The 25,082-nt window shown below is 50.9% G+C and carries 22 protein-coding genes; 5 read left to right on the top strand and 17 right to left on the bottom strand.

Features of this window, described 5'->3' with window-relative positions; translation table 11 throughout:
• Positions 1–10 precede the first annotated feature (10 nt).
• From OGX98_RS09365 to selO, 3 genes are all read left to right on the top strand, one after another.
• Positions 11–475 carry a C40 family peptidase gene (locus OGX98_RS09365; RefSeq protein ID WP_045442137.1) on the top strand — a complete coding sequence of 155 codons (465 nt, stop codon included), beginning with the start codon at positions 11–13 and terminating at the stop codon, positions 473–475.
• Between the two features lie 316 nt (positions 476–791).
• Positions 792–1,505, top strand: a complete 714-nt coding sequence (locus tag OGX98_RS09360; RefSeq protein ID WP_286595180.1) for an EAL domain-containing protein — start codon at positions 792–794, stop codon at positions 1,503–1,505.
• 61 nt (positions 1,506–1,566) lie between these two features.
• Complete coding sequence (gene selO, locus OGX98_RS09355; RefSeq protein ID WP_045442143.1) at positions 1,567–3,009, top strand: protein adenylyltransferase SelO; 1,443 nt, start codon at positions 1,567–1,569, stop codon at positions 3,007–3,009.
• On the opposite strand, the gene OGX98_RS09350 is transcribed toward selO, so the two are convergent.
• From OGX98_RS09350 to ppsR, 8 genes are all read right to left on the bottom strand, one after another.
• Entirely contained in the window at positions 3,006–3,785 is a 780-nt protein-coding gene (locus OGX98_RS09350; RefSeq protein ID WP_286595178.1) for a heme ABC transporter ATP-binding protein, read from the bottom strand. The genes selO and OGX98_RS09350 overlap by 4 nt on opposite strands.
• The gene (locus tag OGX98_RS09345) at positions 3,778–4,770 is read right to left on the bottom strand and encodes a FecCD family ABC transporter permease (RefSeq protein WP_045442149.1); all 993 of its coding nucleotides are present in this window, start codon (positions 4,768–4,770) and stop codon (positions 3,778–3,780) included. Before OGX98_RS09345 ends, OGX98_RS09350 begins: the two co-directional genes overlap by 8 nt.
• A complete protein-coding gene (locus OGX98_RS09340; RefSeq protein WP_225760842.1) occupies positions 4,770–5,591 on the bottom strand; it encodes a heme/hemin ABC transporter substrate-binding protein in 822 nt (273 codons plus the stop codon). Before OGX98_RS09340 ends, OGX98_RS09345 begins: the two co-directional genes overlap by 1 nt.
• Positions 5,588–6,619 (bottom strand): hemin-degrading factor, encoded by a 1,032-nt coding sequence (gene chuS / locus OGX98_RS09335; RefSeq protein ID WP_225760843.1) that lies wholly within the window; start codon positions 6,617–6,619, stop codon positions 5,588–5,590. Before chuS ends, OGX98_RS09340 begins: the two co-directional genes overlap by 4 nt.
• Before the next feature lie 47 nt (positions 6,620–6,666).
• Positions 6,667–8,652 (bottom strand): TonB-dependent hemoglobin/transferrin/lactoferrin family receptor, encoded by a 1,986-nt coding sequence (locus OGX98_RS09330; RefSeq protein WP_286595175.1) that lies wholly within the window; start codon positions 8,650–8,652, stop codon positions 6,667–6,669.
• 74 nt (positions 8,653–8,726) lie between these two features.
• Positions 8,727–8,915 (bottom strand): hemin uptake protein HemP, encoded by a 189-nt coding sequence (hemP, locus tag OGX98_RS09325; protein WP_071828921.1) that lies wholly within the window; start codon positions 8,913–8,915, stop codon positions 8,727–8,729.
• 169 nt (positions 8,916–9,084) lie between these two features.
• Positions 9,085–10,131 (bottom strand): 3-deoxy-7-phosphoheptulonate synthase AroH, encoded by a 1,047-nt coding sequence (gene aroH, locus OGX98_RS09320; RefSeq protein WP_045442157.1) that lies wholly within the window; start codon positions 10,129–10,131, stop codon positions 9,085–9,087.
• Positions 10,132–10,257: 126 nt separating this feature from the next.
• Complete coding sequence (gene ppsR / locus OGX98_RS09315) at positions 10,258–11,091, bottom strand: posphoenolpyruvate synthetase regulatory kinase/phosphorylase PpsR (RefSeq protein WP_045442159.1); 834 nt, start codon at positions 11,089–11,091, stop codon at positions 10,258–10,260.
• A 329-nt stretch (positions 11,092–11,420) separates the two neighbouring features.
• Here ppsR and ppsA point away from each other — a divergent pair, with 329 nt between their 5' ends.
• Positions 11,421–13,799 (top strand): phosphoenolpyruvate synthase, encoded by a 2,379-nt coding sequence (gene ppsA, locus OGX98_RS09310; RefSeq protein ID WP_045442162.1) that lies wholly within the window; start codon positions 11,421–11,423, stop codon positions 13,797–13,799.
• Between the two features lie 52 nt (positions 13,800–13,851).
• Here the strand turns inward: ppsA and fadK are convergent, their stop codons facing one another.
• The 5 genes from fadK to OGX98_RS09285 form a co-directional block, all read right to left on the bottom strand.
• A complete protein-coding gene (gene fadK, locus OGX98_RS09305) occupies positions 13,852–15,489 on the bottom strand; it encodes a medium-chain fatty-acid--CoA ligase (RefSeq protein ID WP_286595172.1) in 1,638 nt (545 codons plus the stop codon).
• Between the two features lie 81 nt (positions 15,490–15,570).
• A complete protein-coding gene (locus OGX98_RS09300) occupies positions 15,571–15,864 on the bottom strand; it encodes a ferredoxin family protein (protein ID WP_048221585.1) in 294 nt (97 codons plus the stop codon).
• Positions 15,861–17,150 carry an FAD-dependent oxidoreductase gene (locus tag OGX98_RS09295; RefSeq protein ID WP_045442169.1) on the bottom strand — a complete coding sequence of 430 codons (1,290 nt, stop codon included), beginning with the start codon at positions 17,148–17,150 and terminating at the stop codon, positions 15,861–15,863. The genes OGX98_RS09300 and OGX98_RS09295 overlap by 4 nt, the downstream gene beginning before the upstream one ends.
• Before the next feature lie 56 nt (positions 17,151–17,206).
• Positions 17,207–18,142 (bottom strand): electron transfer flavoprotein subunit alpha, encoded by a 936-nt coding sequence (locus OGX98_RS09290; protein ID WP_286595170.1) that lies wholly within the window; start codon positions 18,140–18,142, stop codon positions 17,207–17,209.
• A 21-nt stretch (positions 18,143–18,163) separates the two neighbouring features.
• A complete protein-coding gene (locus tag OGX98_RS09285) occupies positions 18,164–18,928 on the bottom strand; it encodes an electron transfer flavoprotein (RefSeq protein ID WP_045442173.1) in 765 nt (254 codons plus the stop codon).
• A 508-nt stretch (positions 18,929–19,436) separates the two neighbouring features.
• Here OGX98_RS09285 and OGX98_RS09280 point away from each other — a divergent pair.
• Positions 19,437–20,327: an AraC family transcriptional regulator gene (locus OGX98_RS09280; RefSeq protein WP_286595169.1), complete on the top strand. Its 891-nt coding sequence runs from the start codon at positions 19,437–19,439 to the stop codon at positions 20,325–20,327.
• A 54-nt stretch (positions 20,328–20,381) separates the two neighbouring features.
• Here OGX98_RS09280 and OGX98_RS09275 read toward each other — a convergent pair whose 3' ends face one another.
• The 4 genes from OGX98_RS09275 to ydiB form a co-directional block, all read right to left on the bottom strand.
• Positions 20,382–21,533 carry an acyl-CoA dehydrogenase gene (locus tag OGX98_RS09275; protein ID WP_045442178.1) on the bottom strand — a complete coding sequence of 384 codons (1,152 nt, stop codon included), beginning with the start codon at positions 21,531–21,533 and terminating at the stop codon, positions 20,382–20,384.
• Between the two features lie 13 nt (positions 21,534–21,546).
• Entirely contained in the window at positions 21,547–23,142 is a 1,596-nt protein-coding gene (locus OGX98_RS09270; RefSeq protein ID WP_225760847.1) for an acyl CoA:acetate/3-ketoacid CoA transferase, read from the bottom strand.
• A gap of 278 nt (positions 23,143–23,420) precedes the next feature.
• On the bottom strand, positions 23,421–24,179 hold the full coding sequence (gene aroD / locus OGX98_RS09265; RefSeq protein ID WP_286595166.1) for a type I 3-dehydroquinate dehydratase: 759 nt from the start codon (positions 24,177–24,179) through the stop codon (positions 23,421–23,423).
• 35 nt (positions 24,180–24,214) lie between these two features.
• Positions 24,215–25,081 carry a quinate/shikimate dehydrogenase gene (gene ydiB, locus OGX98_RS09260; protein WP_286595165.1) on the bottom strand — a complete coding sequence of 289 codons (867 nt, stop codon included), beginning with the start codon at positions 25,079–25,081 and terminating at the stop codon, positions 24,215–24,217.
• Between the last annotated feature and the right edge of the window lies 1 nt (position 25,082).

Here is a 25,082-nt window from a genome sequence, read left to right as displayed (position 1 = left end):
TTCGTCCTGAATGCGTTTTTGGCTCATTTTCATCACAGCACTGTTTTTAGCAGGGTGTAGCAGCCATCGCGCTCCTGCGCCAAATGCCCGATTGTCGGATTCTATCGCCGTCATCGCTGGTCTTAACGACCAGCTACAAACCTGGCATGGAACACCCTATCGTTATGGCGGCATGAGCCGCAGCGGTGTGGATTGCTCTGGATTTGTACTGATGACGATGCGCGACAAATTCGATTTACAACTGCCACGCGATACACGCACACAATCGAAGATTGGTACGGAAATCGATAAAGATGAATTGCTGCCTGGCGATCTGGTTTTCTTTAAAACCGGCTCGGGAGAAAGTGGTCTGCATGTCGGTATTTATGACACCAATAATCAATTTATTCATGCGTCAACCAGTCGTGGGGTGATGCGTTCGTCACTTGATAATGTCTACTGGCGTAAAAACTTTTGGCAGGCACGACGTATTTAATCTCAAGGATGATGAGGCTACCGGCGAGTGAGTAGCCTCACCATCATCATTTAAAAGCTAACTTTCATTTATGACTTCCAGTCAGCAATAACCTTGCGCAACAAGAGTGTATTTTACTAAAAATATGATTTATGGCGAGTTATTAAAAAGTACAAAACTGGATATTCGTTTATAATCAGGATAAGCTAAAAAAAAGGATTCGATTTACTGGCTAAAAGGGAAAAATGAAAGGGCCTCTATTTGCATCTGAAATGACGTATTTTTCCATCCTTTGCTACAGGATGCCGGATAACACCCATGCTGCGGGGCTGGCACAATGATTGTTTCACTGGATAATATTTATCATTCTGAGTTCTCTTTACTTCCTGCGAGAAGCGAAAATGGCGACCTTGAGTTCGTCGATATCATCACAAATTTTGTCAGCCAGGATGGGGTCGTACACATGCCAACTGAGCTGGTCTTACCTCGTTTGTCGGATGATGAACAATGCCGTTTATTTGCCGAAAAACTTGAATTAATCGAAACGTGCCAACACTTTTTTATTCAGCGCGGAATTTCTGCCTGGATTAATTTAACACCGGCAGTTGCTAATTCTTTATTATCAGATACGGAATATGCATCACGTGTTGAACGATTTTCATTTCTTGAACTGGCGATTAATGAAAGTTATCCAGAGTTAAACAACGGAAAAGAAAATCCAACACTGGCAGCATTAGCTACGCGCTTTCCATTAATACTGACAAATTTTGGCGCCGGAGGCATATCAACACGGGCCATTTTTGATGGTCTTTTTAAACGAGTTGTGCTGGATAAAAACTTTGTGCAACAACGGATTGCGCATATTTCGTTTGAGCCGTTTATGCGAGCTATCCTGGCGCAAATATCCCCAAGTTGTGAATCAATCATTATTAGCGGGGTTGATTCGCAGGAGATGTTGACGCGAGTATTGCCTCTGGGGTTTAACGCCATGCAGGGCGCACTGTGGCCTGCAGTATCTCCCGCGAAGATAATCTCGCTGGTGAAGGGATAACCCTGTTCTTTGCTGGTGTTTAACAGACCATTAACAGTCTACACTAGTGACAGGAGGCCCTATGACCCTGTCTTTTACCACCCGCTGGCGTGATGAATTACCAGCAACCTATACCGCACTTTTACCCACACCATTGAGAAATGCGCGCGTAATCTGGCATAACGATGTGCTGGCTGAACAATTAGGCATTTCTGCAGACCTGTTTGATATTCCAGATGGCTCTGGCGTTTGGGGGGGAGAGTCGCTTTTTGCCGGCATGTCGCCTTTAGCACAGGTTTACAGCGGGCATCAGTTTGGTGTTTGGGCCGGCCAACTTGGCGACGGACGCGGGATCCTTCTCGGCGAACAGCAGCTCGCAGATGGTTCAATACTTGACTGGCACCTCAAGGGCGCCGGGTTGACGCCATATTCCCGCATGGGTGATGGACGCGCAGTGCTACGTTCTACGATTCGGGAAAGTCTGGCCAGCGAAGCGATGCACTATCTTGGGATACCGACTACACGAGCGCTGTCTATTGTTACCAGTGACACGCCGGTACAGCGAGAGACCACGGAAGCGGGCGCGATGCTCATTCGTGTGGCACAAAGCCATATGCGCTTTGGTCATTTTGAACACTTTTACTATCGTCGCGAACCGGAAAAAGTCCGCCAGTTGGCAGACTTTGCTATTCGCCACTACTGGTCGCAATGGCAGGATGAATCAGACTGTTATCAACTGTGGTTTCAGGACGTCGTCACGCGTACCGCGACGTTGATCGCTGACTGGCAAACAGTGGGATTCGCGCATGGGGTGATGAACACCGACAACATGTCGATTCTGGGGCTGACGATGGATTACGGTCCGTTTGGTTTTCTGGATGACTATGTGCCTGACTACATCTGTAACCACTCCGATCATCAGGGGCGATACAGTTTCGACAATCAACCGGCGGCAGCTCTGTGGAATTTACAGCGTCTGGCACAAACCCTGTCGCCTTTTATCCCGGTCGATGCGCTAAACGATGCGCTGGATAGCTATCAATTGGCGCTGCTCACACGTTACGGGCAACGGATGCGGCAAAAACTGGGCTTCTTTAGCGAGCAAAAAAACGATAACGAGCTGCTTAGCGAACTGTTTAGTTTGATGGCGCGTGAAGGAAGCGACTATACGCGAACGTTTCGTATGCTAAGCCAGACGGAGCAGCACAGCGCATCATCTCCACTGAGAGATGAGTTTATCGATCGCGCCGCATTTGATGACTGGTTCGCACGCTATCGGTCGCGTTTGCAACAGGATAATGTTGATGACGATATCAGACAGGCGCAGATGAAAGCGGCTAACCCGGCACTGGTTTTACGTAACTGGCTGGCGCAGAGGGCAATCAGCCTGGCAGAGAAGGGGGATTACACAGAGTTGCACCAATTGCACCTTGCTCTACGTACTCCCTTTGACGATCGTAATGATGATTATGTCAGCCGTCCACCTGACTGGGGTAAACGGCTGGAAGTGAGTTGTTCAAGCTAAGGTGTGAGAAAAACGTGGGGAGAATCGTTGGCCGGGTGCTGGCCAACATGAATTTGGGCGCCGTACCAGCGCATCAAATCATCGGCCTGCAATACGGCGTCCGGTGCCCCCTGCGAAACAATATTACCGTTATGGAGCAACACGATTCGGTCAGCCCACAGGGCTGCAAGGTTGAGGTCGTGAAGTACGATACAAACATGCAGATCGCCCTGAATTGCCAGTGTCTTCAGCAGCCTCAGCAGATGCTGTTGGTGGTAGAGATCTAATGCTGAAGTGGGTTCATCAAGGAATAACCAGCCACGTGGCGCGCCGTTACGCCATAGCTGCGCCAGTGCACGCGCAAGCTGGACGCGCTGCTGCTCACCACCAGATAGCGCGGTGTAGTGTCTACCAGCCAGCGTTAAACAACCGGTTATTTCCATCACCTGGGCGATAAGTGCAGGTTCGGGCTGTTGGGTCCAGGGGGCACGCCCCATGGCAATAACGGCTTCTACCTGCCAGTCGAATCCTACCTGTGTTTGCTGACGCATGACCGCGCGCTGGCGCGACAGCGCTTGTGTGCTCCAGTCACCAAGCACTCTCCCGTCCAGTAAACAACGCCCGGCATCGGGTTTAAGAAATCCGGTCAGCAGTCGTAGCAAAGTCGATTTTCCTGCGCCGTTAGGCCCGATCAGCGCGACCAGTTCGCCCCTGGCGAGGTTGAGCGAAACGTCGCGAATAACCGTTCGGCCAGCAACGTGGTAGCTCAGCCCTTCGGCAGTTAAATATTCAGCCATGCGGCCCTCTCTGACGAAAAATAAGCCACAGAAACCAGGGCGCACCGAGAATACTGGTTAACAGACCGACCGGCATCTCAGCAGGCGCAACGGCAGTGCGGGCGAGGGTATCGGCAATCAGCAGCAAAAAAGCGCCAGCCAGGACTGAACCGGGGATCACGGCGCGATGATCCGGACCGAGCCACATACGCAGTAAATGCGGAATAACCAGTCCGATAAATCCAATCACACCGCTAACCGCTACTGCGGCGGCAACTAACAGTGCGCTGCAGAGCAGCAAAATACGCTGAACCATGCGCACATCGACGCCGAGATAGTGAGCTTCCTCTTCCCCCAACTGCAGCAGGTTCAGCGCCGGGGCCAAACGCCAGATGACCAGTACAGTCGGCAGCATCAGCGATGCTACCGCCAGCAGAGTAGACCACTGCGCGGAGCCCAGGCTGCCCATTCCCCATAGCGATAGCTGGCGCAGTTGGGCATCATTGCTGACCCACGACAAAACGCCCACTGCGGATCCACAAAGTGCATTGATGGCAATACCGACCAGCAACAGACGCGACAGCGAACTGTCACGTTGTTGGCTGAGGATAAAAATCACCACCGTTGCAGCGAGCGCACCGAGAAACGCCGCCAACATTGGCGCATACAGCATCAGCAGAGCGGGCAACGTGATCGGCAATACCACCCACAATGCGACGGCGCAGGCAGCACCGCTGCTGATCCCCAGCAATCCTGGATCGGCAAGTGGGTTACGAAATAGCCCCTGCATCACACAACCCGCCAGAGCCAGCGAACCGCCAATCACTAGCGCCAGCAGTACGCGGGGAAGTCGAATGGTTAGCCAGATTTGACGCAGGGCATCATCGCCATCGCGCCAGAAAAGACTCACCGGCAGACGCAACGCGCCAAAACCGGTAGCCAGAACTGTCGTCAATGCCAGCGTAAAAGCCAGTATCCACAGAGAGCAGGTGATATGCCGTGACATCAGGGCAATTGCTCCGCTTTGGTACGAAGTTGCTGGATTGCCTGCGGAGTGCGGACGCTAAAGCCCAGCAATGCCATATCGTCAATCTGTAACACCTGTTTATTGCGACCAGCCGGTGTTTGCGCAAGTCCCGGTAGCGACCACAGGTTAGCTTCTCCGCCCATTGCCTTGACGCCATCCTGCGAGATCACCACCAGATCTGGCTGGCTGGCGATTACACCTTCTTGCGACAGTGGCTGGTAGCGGTTGAACCCCTGCATCGCGTTTTGCAAACCAGCGGCACGGATGGCAGTGTCAGCTCCGGTTTGTTGCCCGGCGGCCATCGCGGTCATCCCACCGTGATTGAGAATGAACAGTACGCGTTTATTGAGTGTCGATGATGGCAGCATCGCCAGTTCCTGACGCAAGGTTTGACGCAGCGCTTCGCCTTGTGACTCGCGATGTGTAGCCTGCGCAATTACCTGAACTTTCTCATCAATCACGCTCAGTTCGTTACTTGCAGGCACCGTGACAACACGGACTTTGCTTTGCCCGACCTGTTTAAGCACCAGAGACGGCTGTGCCTGCGCGCTGGCAAGGACCAGCGTTGGGCGAGTTGCAAGGATCCCTTCGGCGTTGAGTTGGCGTAAATAACCCACATCAGGTAATGCGGTTGCTTCTTCAGGCCATTGGCTGGTGCTGTCTCGTGCAACGAGGGATGACTGTGCACCCAGCGCATACACAATCTCAGTGACATCGCCGCCAAGAGAAACTATTTTTTCCTCGGGTGTAGCCAGCGCCGCCGCAGGCAGGAGTGCAATCAGGACGAGCAGTTTTTTCATGCGGCCAGCCCTTTTGGCGTTAATGCGTCAATTTGCGCACGCCATTGCTTCTGCTCTGGTTCGCCTTCTGTACGCTGACCATAGAGCTGAGCGATTTGCGTCCCGTCTGCGGCAAACAGTTCCAGACTGGTCACGTGGCCATCCGCAGTGGGTTTGCGCGTTACCCAGGTTTCTGCAATGGTCTCTTCCAGCAGATGCAGGGTAAAGGTTGGATTGAAAATATTCAGCCAGCCTTTCATTGGCACCAGTTTTTCTACAACACCGGTAAAAATCTGCACGCAGCCGCGGTTGCCAACAAATACCATAATTTCGTTACCATCCTGACGTGCTGTTTCCAGCAGTTGTGCCAGTGCCCCATTGGTGACTTTACAGGCCAGATCGTCGCCCACCAGGCTAAATGCCTGTTGACGCGTAAGGTTGTGACGTTTCAACAAGCCGAAGAACTGATGCACATCGGTCATGGTGCGCCACTCTTTATCAACGGTTTCAGCGTCTACGGTAACCGCGGCAGGGGCAGCATTCTCAATGGATTGCAACTCCAGCGGCGGGTTTTCGGCGAAGATGAAGCGGGTCAGCAGCGAGCCCCATTCCGCGACGTCGGTATTCTCCGTGGTGTAGACTTTTAACAGCGCATCACCCTGATTATCAAAAAATTGAATGCTCTGGCGCTCTCCGCGGGCGGTCGCTTCGCTGATATGAAACGCACTTGCCCACTGGTTCAGAAACAACCGCAGGTCGAGGGCGCGGGGATTCAGCACCAGTCCGGCATGTCCATTAAGGTGCTGATTGGTGAATGCGCCAACTTGCTCATGAACGGCGTATTCGTTACGGCAGATACATTTAGTTTCCCCTACGGCTTCCAGTGCGCCCAGGATCTCGCGTACTTCGCCACGTAAACGCCATGCGTCATGACCGACGCGTGCAAAGGTCAGCTCAGCTTCACTGATGTTCATCAGACCCGCGATGTCACGCGCATATTTTCCAGGATTTTCTTTTTTCAGTTCCAGCCAGCGTGTGTAATGATTCATTGCCTCTTCCTTCCAGATTGCTGCCCCGGCGAGCCGGGGCAGGGTGATTACCACTGATAACTCACGAAAATTTTGCCGTTACGACCATCTTGCGGAATGCCCTGCGGAGACCAGTATTCTTTGTCGAAGGCGTTACCCAGAACCAGCGTAGTGGTCACGCCTTTCAGTGCCTGTTGGCCCTGATAGCTCACATAGAAGTCGTTTACCGCATAGCCTGGTTGTTTAGTGTAGCTACTGCTGATATGAGTGGAGCGATCGGCAAAGGTACCGAGCCAGCCGACTGAGAAGCCGCTGTGTGCTACAGGAATGTTTAGTTTGCTGGTGACCGTGTCCGGGTTAATGCTGGAAATGTATTCACCGGTGTCAGTATCTTTGCCGCGCGTACGGTTATAGGCCAGATCCAGACTGAACAGGTCGGTGGTGTATTTCGTCATGACGTCCCAGCCCCAAATTTTGGCGTTGGGTACGTTGTAGGACATCGTTGTCGCAGCGGCAAAATCGACGCTGGTGGAGATGTAATCTTTTGCTTTGGTATCAAAATAGCTGGCTTTAAATTCGAGGGCGTCGTTCGCCAGCATCAGATCATCAAAGCGCAGGCCAAAACCATACTCCTGGGTTTCGTTGGTTTCCGGGCGCAGGTTAGGGTTTGGCACCCAGTAGTTGGTGTAAAACCGACCGATGGAGAAGTGTTTCGCATCGTTATACATCTCACCCATAGTCGGTGCGCGGAAGGCTTGCGCCCAGGAGCCAAACAGCATCAACCAGTCAGCAGGAGTAACGGTCATTCCCGCGCGAGAGGACCATTTATCCGCATCAACATCCGCATAACCCTCACTGCTGCCGCGGTAAGAGTCATAACGAGTGCCACCCAGTATCGTTATCGGCAGGTCTCGCAAGGTGATCTCGTCCTGTAGCCAGCCGGAGCTGAAATCAATTTTTGCCTGCGGGAAACCTGTGGTCGAGCCACCTGGACGTTGCTCCTGGCGATAATACTCACCGCCATAGGTCAACAGATGAGAGCCAGGGGAATCGGTAAACAGGCGACTGCGGTTATCAATTTTCCCGCCTTTGGTCGTTTGTTTGCGAAACTCGTTGGTTGCATCGGGGTTCTGCGCGTTAATGCGTGCTTCAGACCAGTAAATGCGAGCATCAGCATTCAGCCAGTCATTATCCGCTGGTGCGAGGGTATACGTCAGTTGGGCATCACGCTGGATAGTCGAACGATCGGTCATAGGATTACTGCTGCTATCAGCATCGCTGGCCTGTGGATTTTTAGGTTCCTGCGCATCATTGTTGTAATAACGTAGCGAACCTGCCAGTGTCTGGGCGCTGTCAAGTTTCCAACTGCCTTTTGCCAACATATTGTTAATCGTTTCGTCGTTCGGCGCGGTGGTACCGTTGCTCTGACGCAAATCACCACGGTCACGGCTGGACCAGGCGAGCAGTCCGTCCAGCGTATCGCTGCGACCATATGCGCTGGCTCCCATTCCGAGGCTGTGATCGCCCGTTGCTGCGGTACCAAATACGCGGTAGCCGCTGTTTTTGCCGACTTCCAGGAGATCTTTAGCATCTGCGGTTTCGTACGCGATCACGCCACCCAGCGCACCGCTGCCGTATAGCAGAGCAGACGGGCCGCGAACCACTTCAATTCGTTTGATGAGAGCAGGGTCGAGGAAGGTGCCATTCAGGTGCCCGGTATCGGTACCCTGACGTACACCATCAACCAGGACCAGAACGCCGCGTCGGTCGTAACCACGCAGATTAACGTCCTGTCCATTAGTACGCCCCGTACCGTCCAGAGTCAGACCAGGTACTTTGCGTAACAGATCGGCAGCCGAGCTGGCGGTTTGGTTTTCCGGTGCGCTGGCGTCGATGACGCTGACCATCATCGGCGCTTCAAAGGCGCTACGGGCATTGCCGGTGGCGGTAACGGTAATATCATCAGTCGCGGCATAAGCGGTTGCGGACAGATGACTCATGATCGCCAGCGCCAAAAGTGATGGGCGCAAAGCCGCGGTGTGCAGGTATGGCATAGCAACTCTCCATTAGGAAATCGAAAAGCGCTGGCTGCCTGGGGATCACCTGGGTGGCTGGCGAAATGTGTTGTTTATTTAGTCAGAATCAGTTTTCCGGCATGCGTTTGTCTCAGCAGGTAATGCTGTCCGTCATGCTCGATAATCACCCGACCCTCGTTTCCGAGCAGACTTTTGCTGTCAATTCGACGCTCAGTTTGAACGGGAGAAGGTGGTGTATTGTCTTTTACGGGTGTTGCCGTGGTGTTATCCATACGTGACATAGTGTTTAAAAATAACAATCAATGTAACAATGATAATCATTATCAACAAACTAAAATTTTGCGGCAAGCCTTTTTGTGAAAAAATTGTGACGAGAATATTTTTTGAGCAAAAATGAAGGGAAAAACAAGGGATTGTCACCGGGCGAAGCTATTCCACCCGGTGAAAAGGTCAGAAACGACTATCAACGGCAGAGGCGAGTTTTTCGACCAGCAGTTCAGTATCTTCCCAGTTCAGACATGGGTCGGTGATCGACTGACCATAGACCAGCGGTTGACCACTGACGATTTTTTGCGTGCCTTCACGCAAGAAACTTTCTGCCATAATCCCGGCGATAGCCGTCGAGCCATTGCGAATTTGCTGACAAACATCATCGCAAACCTCTAACTGACGACGGTGCTGCTTCTGGCAATTGCCGTGACTAAAATCGACTACCAGATGCTCCGGTAAGGAGAACTCATGCAGGGTATCACAGGCGGCGGCGATATCAGCTGCAGAGTAATTCGGCTTTTTACCTCCGCGCATGATGATATGTCCATACGGGTTACCGCTGGTCTGATAGATGGTCATCTGCCCGGTTTTATCCGGAGAGAGGAACATATGACTGGCTCGGGAAGCGCGAATAGCATCGACGGCAATACGTGTATTACCATCCGTCCCGTTTTTAAACCCTACCGGACAGGAGAGCGCAGAGGCCATCTCTCGGTGGATCTGGCTTTCAGTGGTACGCGCGCCAATGGCTCCCCAACTGATTAAATCGGCAATAAACTGGCCGGTAACCATATCGAGGAATTCCGTTGCCGTTGGCACCCCAAGCTCGTTAACCTGCAGCAGTAATTTACGCGCCAGCTCAATACCGTGGTTGACGCGGTAGCTGCCGTTTAAATCCGGGTCAGAAATTAAGCCTTTCCAGCCAACAACGGTGCGCGGCTTTTCAAAATAGGTACGCATCACGATTTCCAGACGCGCCTGGTGCCTGGTACGCAACGTCTGTAAACGAGTGGCGTACTCCATAGCTGCGTCAAGATCGTGAATCGAGCAGGGCCCAACGATCACCAGTAAACGGGGATCTTCACCATTCAATATTTTTTCTATCCGGCGTCGGGAATCCGTCACATGACGGGCGACGGAGGACGAAACAGGATGCCGCTGCGCAAGCTCTGCTGGAGTGACCAGGTTGTCAATACGCGCAGTACGGAGTTCATCGGTTCTGTTCATTACTTGTCTCAGAAATTTGTTGCTTCAACGGCAGGACTACCGGGAAGTGATGTACATCACAATAACACACTCATCCTGCCTACTGGCGAGCATAATAACAAAAAATTGAACCAATGCACTAGCGTTCTAGTACATTCGGCGATTCAGCCCCATAATATCGAGGATCTTAGTGGCAATTTCTTCTACCGAATAATTAGTACTGTTTAACCACGGGATCTGATTCTTCCGGTACAGCGCTTCTACTTCTGCCACCTCCATCCGGCACTGGCGCAGTGATGCGTAACGGCTATTTTCTCGGCGCTCTTCACGGATCGCCGTCAGGCGTTCAGGGTCGATCGTCAGGCCAAATAATTTATGCTGTAACGGTTTCAGTGATGCCGGTAGCACGAGATTATCCATATCATCGGCAATAAAGGGGTAGTTGGCCGCCCGGATCCCAAACTGCATCGCCAGATACAGGCTGGTAGGGGTTTTACCGCAGCGGGAAACGCCGAGCAGGATCACCTGAGCCTGATCGAGGTTGCGCAACGAAATACCGTCGTCATGAGCGAGCGTATAATCAATCGCCGCGATGCGTGCGTCGTACTTGATGAGATTACCCGGATTAAGACCGTGCGTGCGATGGGCAATCGGAGTGGGGTCGAGCTTCATCTCATGTTGCAGGGGAGCGACCAGTGCCTGCACGATATCCTGGCAGAACCCTTCACTTTGCAAAATAATAGAGCGGATTTCCGGCAACACGATGGAGTAAAACACCAGAGGGCGCACGCCAGTTTGTTGATAAATGGCGTCTATCTGGTCTTTTACCGCGCGGGCCCGGCTCTCATTTTCCACAAACGGCAGCGTGATACTGCTGATCGTAACTGGAAACTGCGACATTACCGCGTGACCTAATACCTCTGCGGTGATGGCCGTACCATCAGAAATATAAAATACATGACGATCAACAGCATTATCCATTTTGCTCATCCTGGGGGCTGACATAATTCTCTGAAAGCATAAATTAAAATTCGCCAGAAGCGAATATAACGATACTTATTTTATAAAATGAAACGGTATTTTTATATTTAATGAAAAGTGCATTTCATTTTTCGGAACAAATGTTTATACCGACAGTTTTTGTGGTGATCCCGTGCCGCTCGCGGGTTTGCGCAAATGCGTAAACAATCTTAAAAAATAAAAAATAAAGTTGCTTGAACGATTCACCGTTTTTTTCGCTGAAGTAAATATGCAAAGATAATTACGCAAAATTGAGTTTCCTAACCTCGTTCATATATAAGGATTGTTCGATGTCCAACAATGGCTCGTCACCGCTGGTGCTTTGGTATAACCAACTCGGCATGAATGATGTAGACAGAGTTGGGGGCAAAAATGCCTCCCTGGGTGAAATGATTACTAACCTTTCCGGTATGGGTGTTTCCGTACCGAATGGTTTTGCAACGACCGCCGATGCGTTTAACCAGTTTCTGGACCAGAGCGGTGTAAACCAGCGCATTTATGAGCTGCTGGATAAAACGGATATTGACGATGTTACCGCGCTTGCGAAAGCCGGTGCGCAGATCCGCCAGTGGATTATCGACACTCCTTTCCAGCCTGAGCTGGAAAATGCCGTCCGCGATGCCTACGCGCAGCTTTCCGCGGATGATGCTAATGCCTCTTTTGCCGTGCGTTCTTCTGCAACCGCAGAAGATATGCCAGATGCTTCATTTGCCGGTCAGCAGGAAACTTTCCTCAACGTCCAGGGTTTTGATGCGGTGCTGGTGGCAATAAAACACGTATTTGCTTCGCTGTTTAACGACCGGGCGATCTCCTACCGTGTTCACCAGGGTTATGACCACCGTGGGGTGGCGCTCTCTGCGGGTGTCCAGCGTATGGTGCGCTCTGACCTTGCGTCTTCCGGCGTGATGTTCTCCATTGATACCGAATCCGGTTTCGACCAGGTGGTGTTTATCACCTCAGCCTGGGGCCTGGGAGAAATGGTCGTGCAGGGCGCTGTCAACCCTGATGAATTCTACGTGCACAAACCGACGCTGGCCGCTAACCGCCCGGCAATTGTGCGTCGCACGATGGGTTCGAAAAAAATCCGCATGATTTATGCGCCGACGCAGGAACACGGTAAACAGGTTACGATTGAAGATGTTCCGCAAGATCAACGTGATATTTTCTCGCTGACGAACGAGGAAGTGCAGGAACTGGCGAAGCAGGCGGTACAGATCGAGAAGCACTACGGTCGTCCTATGGACATCGAATGGGCTAAAGATGGTCACACCGGCAAGCTGTTCATTGTGCAGGCTCGTCCGGAAACCGTACGTTCTCGCGGCCAGGTGATGGAGCGTTATACGCTGCATGCTCAGGGTAAAATCATTGCTGAAGGCCGTGCTATCGGTCATCGCATTGGCGCGGGTCCGGTGAAGGTGATTCACGACATCAGCGAAATGAACCGCATTGACCCAGGCGACGTACTGGTCACCGACATGACCGACCCAGACTGGGAGCCGATCATGAAAAAAGCGGCAGCGATTGTCACCAACCGCGGCGGTCGTACCTGTCACGCGGCGATCATCGCTCGCGAGCTAGGGATCCCGGCTGTCGTAGGTTGTGGTGATGCTACCGAGCGCATGAAAGATGGCGAGAAGGTGACTGTCTCCTGCGCCGAAGGCGATACCGGCTATGTGTATGCTGACATGCTCGACTTCAGCGTGAAAAGTTCCAGCGTGGAGACCATGCCGGATCTGCCGTTGAAGGTGATGATGAACGTCGGCAACCCGGACCGGGCTTTCGATTTCGCCTGTCTGCCGAACGAAGGCGTTGGACTGGCGCGTCTGGAATTTATCATCAACCGCATGATTGGCGTGCATCCTCGCGCACTGCTGGAATTTGATGATCAGACGCCTGAGCTGCAAAAAGAAATCCGTTCAATGATGAAAGGGTTCGACTCCCCTCGCGAATTCTATGTTGGTCGTCTGACCGAAGGGATCGCGACCTTGGGTGCGGCGTTTTATCCAAAACGTGTCATTGTCCGTATGTCGGACTTTAAGTCCAACGAATACGCCAACCTGGTCGGCGGCGAGCGTTATGAACCGCATGAAGAGAACCCGATGTTGGGCTTCCGTGGCGCGGGTCGTTATGTTTCAGATAGCTTCCGCGACTGTTTTGCCCTCGAATGTGACGCGGTGAAACGCGTGCGCAACGAAATGGGACTGACGAACGTTGAAGTGATGGTACCGTTCGTACGAACTGTGGCCCAGGCAAAAGCGGTGGTGGATGAGCTGGCGCGTCAGGGGCTGAAACGTGGCGAGAACGGGCTGAAGATCATCATGATGTGTGAGATCCCATCCAACGCCTTGCTGGCTGAGCAGTTCCTTGAGCACTTCGACGGCTTCTCTATTGGCTCTAACGACATGACGCAGCTGGCGTTGGGTCTGGACCGTGACTCTGGCGTTGTTTCTGAGCTGTTTGATGAGCGTAACGACGCGGTGAAAGCACTGCTGTCGATGGCGATTCGCGCTGCCAAGAAACAGGGTAAATACGTTGGTATTTGCGGTCAGGGTCCATCTGACCACGAAGACTTCGCTGCCTGGCTGATGGAAGAGGGGATCGACAGCCTGTCGTTGAACCCGGATACCGTTGTACAGACATGGCTGAGTCTGGCTGAACTGAAAAAGTAATATCAACCAGGATGGCGGCGTTCGCGTCGCCATCCTGTCATCTCTGCCACACTTATACCTCAACACATTCAGCCTGCAGGCGCTGAATAATATCCTGACGTAACAAGAACTTCTGAATTTTACCGGACGCCGTTCTGGGTAATTTTTCGATCACCACAAGATGTTCCGGATATTTGTACTTTGCCACCCGTTTACGACTAAAAAAAGCCACCACAGATTCCAGCGAAAGCGAGTGATGCGGGGACTTGAGCACTACGTAGGCGCACGACCTTTCCCCTAATCGATCGTCTGGCATGGCAACAACACAGGCATCATGTATGCGCGGATGCTGCAATAGAATGTCTTCAACCTCACGACTACTGATATTCTCGCCACCTCGCACGATAATATCTTTCTTACGTCCGGTAATTTTTATGTATCCCGCGTCGTCCATTCGGCACAAATCACCACTGTAGTACCAACCGTCGCTATCCAGCGCTCTGGCAGTCATTTCTGGCTCATCAAGGTAGCCCATAAAGACGTTGGGCCCGCGCGAAGCTTCTTCACCTTCAGTGCCTGGTGGCAGCGTTTTTCGCGTTTCATCGACCACTTTTATTTCGACGCCAGCGGCGGCGTAGCCGTCGGTATTCATCATGCGGGAAAGTGAGTCATCAAGGTTTACTACTGCATGCGGTGAACTTTCCGTCGAGCCATAGACGCTTAACAGTTTGATGCCGAGCTGCTGACAGTCGCGGGCAATTTTTCTCGGAATAGTTGTGCCACCGCATAAGAAGAAGCGCAGTGATGAGAGATCGTAAGGTTGCTTTTCGACACAGCACAGGATGTCATAGACGAAGGGTGTTGCGCCGAGTACGCAGGTACAACGCTGTTGCTGCAACAGTTCGAGGCAGGCCGTTGGGGTAAAAATATCCAGCAGCACGCTGCGCGCACCAATTAAAAACGGCGCTGTTACGCCATGCAGAAAGCCGGTGGCGTGCCCAAGCGGAGCAGGCATTAAAAACACATCCTGCCAGTTGAGGTTGAGGCGGGCGCAGTAGGCGCGCTCGCTGGCAAGGATGTTGTTATGGGTCAGCATCACGCCTTTCGGCATCCCTTCAGTACCGGAGGTAAAAAGCACTGCGGCCAGTTCGTCGGCATGAACGCTAATCGCTTTGGTTAACGGTGGGGTCGTAAGTAGCTGACTGAGCGCCAATGATGCCGTTGCAGGAGCCAGTTTATCCACGGCGACAATCTGTTGCAGATGCGGTAACTGATTTTGTAGGGGCAGGATCAGATCGACCGGTCGGGTCTGCTTAAACAGGGTAGGCGCGAAAAAGATCTTCGCTTTACATTTGTTCAGTACCCACACCAGTTCTGCCTCGCGCCAGGCGGGTAACAGGGGAACGGAAACGGCCCCCGTTTTCAGACAGGCCAGATAAATAAGAGTAAATTCGCACCAGCCCGGCAGTTGAAAAGCAATACGATCGCCAGGTTGGATCCCGCAGGATAAAAACCATGATGCCAGGCTGTTGGCTGCACTGTCGAGTGCGGCATAGGTATATGAATCGCCCTGATTATCGACTACAGCGGTTTTGTCCGGCACGGCCTGAGCAGTTTGGTGCCAGTAGTCGCCGAGTGAGGCATCCCCCCAAAATCCCTGCTGTCGGTATGTTTTTCTACGCTCGGCATTAAACGTTAGCGTGACTTTCATTGTTTGTCCCTGGATTATTTTCGGCATACTTCTTGCCGGACGGCAGTAGCATCCGATCCGGCCTGTAAAATGCAAAATCCGTTAGCCGTAGCGGAACTCCACACCAAATGTCCCTGCCGGGTATCCCCATTGTTCGAGGATTGTTTCACCGCAAAGTACCCGACAAGTCCCACACTCCAGACACCCTGCAGAATCAAAATGAATATTTCCGCTTTCGTCCTGCTTGTACAGTCCGGCGGGGCAGGCTTTCAGTAATTTGCGAAATTCATTAACGTCAGGATGATCGGTCAGAATAATATGCGGATGGCCTTCATCGACATTGAATTTGTTGACGCCCAGTTTGACGTCAACGTTAACGGTATTGTCCTGACTCATAGCGCTGTTGCTCCCTTAATGCCGTCTTTGAGTAAGTTCATTAACCCAATCTGTTTTGCATGGGACATAAATATCTTGCGAACCGGTTGATTCGGACGTCCGTCAACGGTGAACATATCGCTCATGATATCTGCCACCATGCGTGGGTATTGGGTAAACAGACGCGGGTTTTCCATCAGCGCCGGGATCTTGCGAAAATGCTGTAAATCGCGCATTACGCAACTCTGTTCGAGAGCGTGCTTGTAGTCCATCAGGCTGTTGGCGGAGTAATCTTGCCGTTCTTTCGCGGCAATCGCTGTTTTAGCTGCCGCCTCCGCAGAAGCAATGGCTAAATCCATGCCGCGTACCGTATACCCCAAATTCAGACAGAAACCGGCGGCATCGCCGACGATCATCACGCCATCATCGAACAGTCTGGGCACCATTGCCAGACCACCTTCAGGCACCATATGTGCCGAGTATTCCCGCAATTCACCTCCTTCAATCAGCGGGCGAATAGTGGGATGCTGCTTAAAATCTTCCAGCATTTGCGGAATACTTTTTGTGGCGTGGTCTATGTCCCCCAGGCCGCACACCAGCCCCAGAGAAACAGAGTCATGGTTGGTATACAGAAAACCACCGCCCATGAGTCCGTTAGATGGCGAGCCGGCAAACAGCCAGGCCGCACCTTCATTGCCCGAAAGATTGAAACGATCTGCAATAACAGAGGGAGACAAGCCGATCAGTTCTTTTACACCGACGGCATAATGATGTGCTGAGGAGGCGGGGACTAAGCCCAGTGAGCGGCCCAGCATGGAATTAACACCGTCGGCAAGGATGACAATATTAGCTTCCAGGATATCGTCACCAGCCTGTACACCGGTAACTTTATTGCCCTCGCGGATCAGCGCATCGACGCGAACGCCCGGAATGAACTGCGCGCCTGCTTGTTCGGCTTTTTCCATCAGCCAGGGATCAAGACGGTTGCGCAAAACGGTATACGACTCCTGCGCTGGGGCATCGGTTTTTTCACGGTGAAAGTCCAGGGTCACGGCACTTTCTTCGGTCAGGAATGAGATTTTTTCGCGGGTCACTTTACGTTCGATGGGCGCTTGCTGAGCGAATCCAGGCATGATGCTTTCAAGGCTATGTGCGTAGAGCCGGCCACCGGTCATATTTTTACTGCCAGCGCTGTTTCCACGCTCAATAACCAACACGTCCAGTCCTGCACTTGCCATCACATAGCCTGCTACCGCACCGGCCACGCCAGCACCGACCACAATGGCATCAAATTTTTCATCTGACATGCTTTATGCTCCCTTCCCGCCGCGAGGGCGGCGGGATCTGTGCGTTAAATAGGGGGTTAGCGGCTTAGCTGTTCGATAAGGGCTGGAACAACTTTGTAGATATCGCCCACCAGACCGTAATCGGCGTAATTAAAGATGGGGGCTTTTTTGTCTTTGTTGATGGCGACGATAATTTTCGCACCGTTTCCGCCGACCATATGTTGAATTTGCCCTGAGATGCCCAGCGTCAGGTAAAGATCAGATTTCAGCAATACGCCTGAAACGCCAATATAGCGTTCGCGCTCCATCCAGTTTTCACCTTCAGCAATCGGTCGTGAGCATCCCACCTCAGCGCCCAGTACAGCAGCCAGGTTATGCACCATTTGTAAGTCGTCCTGTGCAACCAGGCCACGACCAACACCCACGACGCGTTTGGCTTTACTGAGATCAACACTGCTAGGTGGTTTGGTGCGACGCTCCTGGCAGATAACTTCATGGTGCGGAGTGATATACGTTGCGGAAGTAACCGGACAGCTGTTTTCCTGATTCTCTTCTACCGGCTCCAGCACTCCGGCGGCGATTGTGATAATCGCCAGAGCACTGTTGAGTTTTTCTTTGCCGAATGCGAGACCGCCATACATGCGGTGCTCAGCGAAAAGCGCCCCGGCATCAAGACTTACCGATGTGGCATCGTTCACCATCGCTGCATTGAGTTGAATACTCAGACGCGCACCGAGGGCCTTGGCGCGTTTGGTGGCAGGCATCAGCAACAGGCCAGAGTGCTCTTTTATCAGGGCGACGAGGGTCTCCGCATAGTTTTCAATACGCTGCAAGGGGGAGATTTGTTCGAGGACGATTATTTCATCGGCACCCAGCCGCTTAGCCCTGCTTGCCTGTTCGCTACCTTGCACAATGATGTGCACCTGCTCACCCCATTGGCGAGCACCGGTCATTAACTCTGCATAGCGTTCTACGTTATCGCTGAACACCCAGACGTTGGCTAATTTACTCATGATAATCTCTCTCCGTTGGGTTTAGTTCAGGGCTTTTTTCAGATGCTCAGCCAGTTCGGCAATGGCTTCTGGCGAGTCGTTTTCCAGAATGATGCGCTTGCGCTCGGCTTGCGGCGGAACCACGATCTCAACCAGCTCTGCTAATGGTGGCGTTGGTGTCCAGCCAATATCACTGGCCTGCCACTGCGTAACGGGTTTTTTACCCGCGCCAAGAATGGCTTTCATCGAAGGAATACGCGGTGTATTGATATCTGACGTGACGCAAAGCACGGCGGGAAGGGGGAGGTCGATGACTTCAATTTCATCTTCAAGCGCGCGCTCAACCAGAACATGGCCGCCGTTACGTTGAATGCTGCTTACTGCGTTAATAATGGGAAGTTGTAGCAATTCTCCCACCAGCAAGCCCACCTGCTGCGCGTAGAGATCGCCTGATCCTTCACCAAATATCATCAGGTCAAATCCAATACTTTTCGCGGCGCAGGCCAGGGCCTGAGCAGTGTCTCTGGGCAGTGAATGTTCCAGTTGCGCATCCTGTACCAGAAACAGACTATCCGGACCGCGGGACAACACGTCTTTCCGCACTTTAGAGTTCTGTAACAATGAACCTCCGACCGTTAAGGCGACGATCTCATCACCCTCAGCGGTTAGTTGTGCAGCGGCTTCCATCGCGTTCAAATCAAACTGGCTGATTTTGGCTTCGGCCCGGTCAAAGTTAAGCGAGCGCTCCTGGGTAACAACAATGTCCTGTTCTTCAGGTACCAACTTAAAGCAGGTTATTATTTTCATGGTATCTCCAGTGGGTCACGTTCGGATGATGACGGAGTGCGTCATCATCGGCAGTAGGTAAAATTTGACTGAAAATAGTGTGCGGTAGATGTAATGTGTTTTCGACGGGGCAATCTGTTTTCATTCCTAACAATCTTGCAAAAAAAAATGAGATCAGAGTGCAACGTTGATCAGAATGGAAGGAAAACGGATTGTGGAAGAAATAATTGGAGCAGGCAAACTGTAGGAGATCTTTGCGAAGTGAATCATGTTTTTATTCACTATTGAGCGATATTTGTTTCCGTTATGTAAATTATTGCCTCTAAAGAAATAACATTTATCCTTTTCAATAAATTTAAAATGCAAATAAATAGTGGGGATAATTCACTCCAATCGGGAGTATCATCTTGCAGTTGGCACAAATAATTTTGTTTCGCTAGTATGGATTATCATTGTATAACATGGCTCATCGCTTTAATTTGTCATTATTAAATGTTCCTAAAATTACTGTCTTAAGGTGGAGGTTGTCATGTATCAACGATGTTTTGATAATGCGATGGAAACCCTTTTTGAGCAGGGGAAAACGCCCAGATTTTCACGCTTCGTCATTAGTGATGATCCAAACTGGGAGTCTGGCCACCATGTTCATGACAATGAAACAGAGCTCATTTATGTCAAAAAAGGGGTCGCCAGATTAATTATTGATTCTTCACTGTATGTCGCGCATGCCGGCGATATTGTCGTGATAGAACAAGGGCGGCTCCATGCTGTCGCCTCTGACAGCAGCTCGCCTGCGACCCCTTATACCTGTGCATTGTACGGCTTCCGTTTTGAAGGCTGGCAGGAGAATCAGCTATTGCAAGGGCATTCATGTCCGGTCATCAGCGCCGGGCAAGGAAAGGAGGTCATTAAAAGTATCTTTAATGAACTTAGCATCATGCTCCCGCAGAGCAAAAATAATCTGACCTCTGCGGCTTATGATGCTTTCGCTTATGCCTTAACCGTTTTATTTTATGAAAACTTTAAAAATGCTTATCGTTCGGAGCAAGGGTATATTAAAAAAGATATCTTAATTAAAGATGTACTGGTTTATTTAAATAACAATTTCCGCGAAAAAATAACGCTGGATCAGTTGTCCAAAAAATTTCGTGCCAGCGTCAGTTATATCTGCCATGAATTTACCAAAGAGTATCGTATTTCACCGATTAACTATGTTATTCAGCGACGGATGACAGAGGCGAAATTCTCCCTGACAAATACTGAGGCTTCGTTAGGTGAGATTTCGTGGCGGGTGGGATATGAAAATGTCGATCATTTTGCCAAACTCTTTCAACGGCATGTGGGGTGTTCACCCAGCGACTATCGTAAGCAGTTTAAAAACAATCTGATTGAGCAGGAATGCCTGCTACCGGAAGTCTGATCCCTGGCATAAGCCCGGATAGCATTTATACGCTATCCGGGTTGCCACCATCACTTATTTGTTTTGATAATCTTTCAGGATCTGACGACCAGCTACGTAAATCATGATCTCATCGGTGCCGCCACCAATACGTTCGCAACGTACGTCTCGCCAGAATCGGGAAACGCGCGCTTCATCGGTATAACCCAGACCACCCATAATCTGAATTGCGTCGTCGATCACTTCCATCGCAGTGCGAGCACAGTACAGTTTTGCCAGTGCTGCGCTGGTACGCAGCGATTGCTCCTGGTCGGCCTGCCAGGCGACTTTCAATACCATATTGCGCATGTTCTCGATTTTAACCGCCATGAGTGCCAGTTTCTCCTGGATCATCTGGTTATGCCCAATGGGCTTGCCGAATGCAATGCGCTGGTTGGCGTAACGTGCTGCGTCTTCGAAGGCACACTCCGCAAAACCGGTGCTGCGCGCAGCGTTGATCAACCGTTCCATTTCAAAGTTATACATCACGTTGAGGAAGCCCATGCCTTCTTCACCGACCATGTCGCTTTCGTCAACTTCGACATCGTCGAGATAGACTTCGCAGGTACTTAACATGTGCCAGCCGATTTTGTGTAACGGGTTAATCTTGATGCCGGGTTTACTGGAGTCAACCCACCACAGCGTAAAGGCTTTCTTCGGATCTTTAGGCTCCGGATCACGCGCCAGTACCAGCATGTATGGATACTCTTTGGCTCCGGTAATGAACGTTTTTTGTCCGTTCAGGTACACCTTGCCATTTTTACGCGTATAGCTGGTCGTGGCACTGTTGTTGTCGGACCCGGCGCCAGGTTCGGTCAATGCCAACGCATACGCTGGATCGCCCGTTTCCATTGTGCTTTCTGCTGTTTTACGTAGTTGCTCGGCTGAACCAAAACGACGCATGCTGTGAATGCACTGACCGTTGGTAATTAAAAATGCGGGAGCTCCACATTTTGACACTTCCATCAGAGCCAGCATCTGTGTGACGTAGTCAGCCGGTATACCGCCAAACTCTTCCGGTACACCCAGCATCGAAATACCGTTATCCGCAAGGGCACGCATAAATTCTCTGGGGTAGGTGGCGGTCTGATCGCAGGTACGGAAATACTCTTCCGGGAAATTACTGGTAATCAGATCCCGAATACTGGCAAGCAGCAGCTCTTGTTCTTCAGTTAATGAAAAGTCCATCTGGGTACTCCTTTTAATTGGCGGCGTCGGGCAATACAAAACCCATCGAAGAATCAATAAATAATCTTTCGTCCATCAGTTTCAGGTTCGGAGAAATAACGGGTGTGAAATCCATTTTGTCCAGAATATCTTCTTGCAGAGAGACTCCTGGTGCAATCTCAACTAAATGGAGGCCGTCTTCTTTTAACGTAAACACGGCGCGTTCGGTGATATAACGCACATCAAGTCCGCGTTCGAGGGCAATTTTTCCGCTGAAAGTTATTTCGGGTAATTCATTAACGAATTTCTTCACCCGACCTTCCTGCACGATATTTAATTTACCATCGGTCACTTCTGTTTTCAGACTGCCGGCGGTTAATGTGCCGCAGAAAATAATTTTCTTCGAGGTGGCGCTAATATCGATAAAACCGCCAGTGCCCATAATCTTGCCATTAAATTTATGTACGCCAACGTTGCCATGCCGATCCACCTCAGCAAAACTTAAATAGCACACATCCAGTCCGCCACCGTGGTAGAAATCAAACTGGGAGGTCATATCCATAATGGCGCGGGTATTAACGTTAGCACCAAAGGCAATGCCTTGAGAGGTAATGCCACCAACCGGGCCGGTTTCGACCGTCAGAATAAAGTCGTCGGCACATCCTTCTTCGCGAGCGACAAGGCCAATACCATCGGCAATTCCTACACCAACGTTACCGACAGCGCCTTTGCGCATTTCGAAGAGAGCGCGTCTGGCAACAAGCTTACGCTGGTTGAGTGGCAGGGCGGTCTGGTGGCTGTCATCAAGGACAAAATCACCTGAAATAAAGCGGTTAACTGGCGCACCGCCGTACAGCTGAGTCTGATCGGGATCAACCACCACAATGTCCACCAGATAGCCCGGAATACGAACCGCTTTAGGATGCAGGGTGGCTTTCTTAACCATCTTTTGCACCTGCATCATGACGATGCCACCGTTGTTGTGAACGGCCTGGGCAATGACCAGCGCATCGAGATACATCACTTCATCTTCAAAGGTGGCGTAGCCTTCGCTGTCACAGGTAGTCGCGCGAATAAAGGCGATATTTGGCGCGATGGCCTTATAGTAGAGGTACTCTTTGTTGTCGATCTCCACCAGTTTAATTAAATCTTCAGTGGTCACTTCATTCAGCTTGCCACCCTGTTGGCGAGGGTCAACAAATGTGCCAAGGCCGATATCGCTTAAAATACCTGGCTGGTGGGCCGCGCAGGCGCGTAACGTTTGAGTTAATACCCCCTGTGGGTAGTTGTACGCAGCGATTTTGTTCTGTTCGGCTAAATCGGAGATCCGTGGTGATTGTCCCCAATGCCCGCAAAGCGCCCATTTAACTAAACCTTCCTGCGCCAGCGGGCTAATCCCCCGGTCTGCCCGATCTCCTAATCCTGTCGGACTGATCAGTGATAAATTACGCGGGGACTGGTTGTTTTTATATTTATCAGCCAATGCAGTAATTAATTTGGTAGCTTCAAGAATACCGCCACCTGCACCTAATACGCAAAGTGTCGCTTCATCAGGAATATAATCCACTGCGTCCGCTGCCGATAATACCGGTACCCGACCTTGAATACGTTCAGGTCTTTTAAGTTTCATATAAACTCCAGATTATATGTGTGCGAATACCTATCGATATATTCGATAAAATAGTATTCACTTTAATAATGCTTAGCTGATTGCCAGATATACGCTGTTAAACGGATATCTGAGCCAGCGAGTTATTTATATTTATACCCGTAATCCTGCAAGCTGCTTCTGCGTTGGCTGCACGCTCCCACCCGAATCACTTACCTTAAGTAAGCTCATCGGGATTCGCTTATTTACTGCCTTGATGCAACTTGAATGATTTTGTGTATCGTGGAAATATTTTGTTATTAAGCCTGATGTAATATTGTCAGTACGGTACGCAGATCGGTAACGGAGATCTGCCCCGGGGCTGAAGCTTTTTTTACTGCGCCAAAGGTTGCAGCTGAGCCAAAGACTTCACCTGCCAGACGTGAAATAACGCCAGTTTTGGCCATTGACATAGTAATCACCGGGCGATCGGCGTAGCGTTCCTGCATCTCCAGCGTGGCGCTGAGTAACGTCAGAACATCCGTTTTACTTTGCGGCATCAGCGCAATTTTAGGAATATCTGCGCCAAGTTCCTGCATTTTGCGCAGACGCTGAATAATCTCTTCTGCCGCCGGTGTTTTATGGAAATCATGATTAGACATAATCACAAAGACATTTTTCGCATGCGCGTGTTCGACGGTTGCTTTAACCTGCTCATCGCCGGTGAAAAGTTCCAGATCGATCATATCCACCAGACCGCTGTCTACTGCCGCACGGTTAAGCGCAAGGTACTTTTCTACAGACAGCGCCTGTTCGCCACCTTCTTTCGCGCTGCGGAAGGTAAATAACAGCGGTTTGTCGGTCATCACATCGCGGATTGCGTGGGCGGCTTCCAGTACGGCGTCAATTGATGAAACATCCGCAAAATGGTCAACGCGCCACTCCAGAATGTCGAAGTCTGCTTCACGATAGGCCAGCGCTTCGCTTTTTACCGTTGAGATGTCTTTACCCATCAGCGAGACAATGATCTTCGGCGCACCCTCGCCAATAACGAGGTTTCTTACGGTTACGGTTTTCATTGATTACCCTTTAAATATTTACTGATACTTGCCCGTCAGGCTGCAAACCCCATAACCTGTTTAACGTACTCCAGCGGGAAATCTTTTCCTGTCCAGAGCTTGAACTGCTCAGCTCCTTGCCATAACAACATGCCGTAACCGTCAATCGTTTTGCAACCTGCAAGTTGTGCCTGTTGCAGCAATTTGGTCATATGCGGGTTATAGACGCATTCGGTTACCAACAGATCCGGACGTAGCAAAGATACGTCGGTGACGATGGATTCATTTTCCAGTGGCTTCATGCCGACTTTAGTGCCATTAGTCAAAATATCCGCACTGGCCAACGCTTCTGCAAACGCCTGCTGGTCAGCGAGATCGATAACGGTCACCACGCAGTCAGTGTTTTCATTCACGCGTTTGGCGAACTCAACCGCTTTTGCGAAAAACTCATCTTTACGGTTAAAGAGTTTAATCTCTTTTATACCTTCAATTGCCGCTTGCGCACCGATAGCCGTAGATGCGCCACCTGCGCCCAACAGTACCATGGTTTTACCTTTAATATCGAAGCCGCTTTCTTTAATTGCGCGAATATGTCCGGTACCGTCCGTGTTGTAGCCACGAAGGTAGCCGTCATCATTGACGATGGTATTGATCGCGCCCACCAGTTTGGCGGCGGGGGTTAATTCATCAACATACTCACATGCCAGCTGCTTGTTGGGCATAGATACCCCAGTACCGCGCATTTTTAATGCTTTCAACCCGGTAATCGCATTGGCAAACGTTGAATTATCAACTTCAAATGCCATGTAGGTAAACGGTAATCCTGCTTTTTCTAATGCTTTATTCTGCATTTCGGGCGACAGACTGTGCCTGATAGGATAGGCCATCAGACCGATCAGTTCATATTTTGCAGTTACGTCCATT

The sequence above is a fragment of the Citrobacter sp. Cm046 genome (assembly GCF_030333065.1).
GTDB lineage: Bacteria > Pseudomonadota > Gammaproteobacteria > Enterobacterales > Enterobacteriaceae > Citrobacter > Citrobacter murliniae.
The sequence above is the reverse complement of the archived record's forward strand: the minus strand, read 5'-3'. Positions and strand labels throughout refer to the sequence as shown.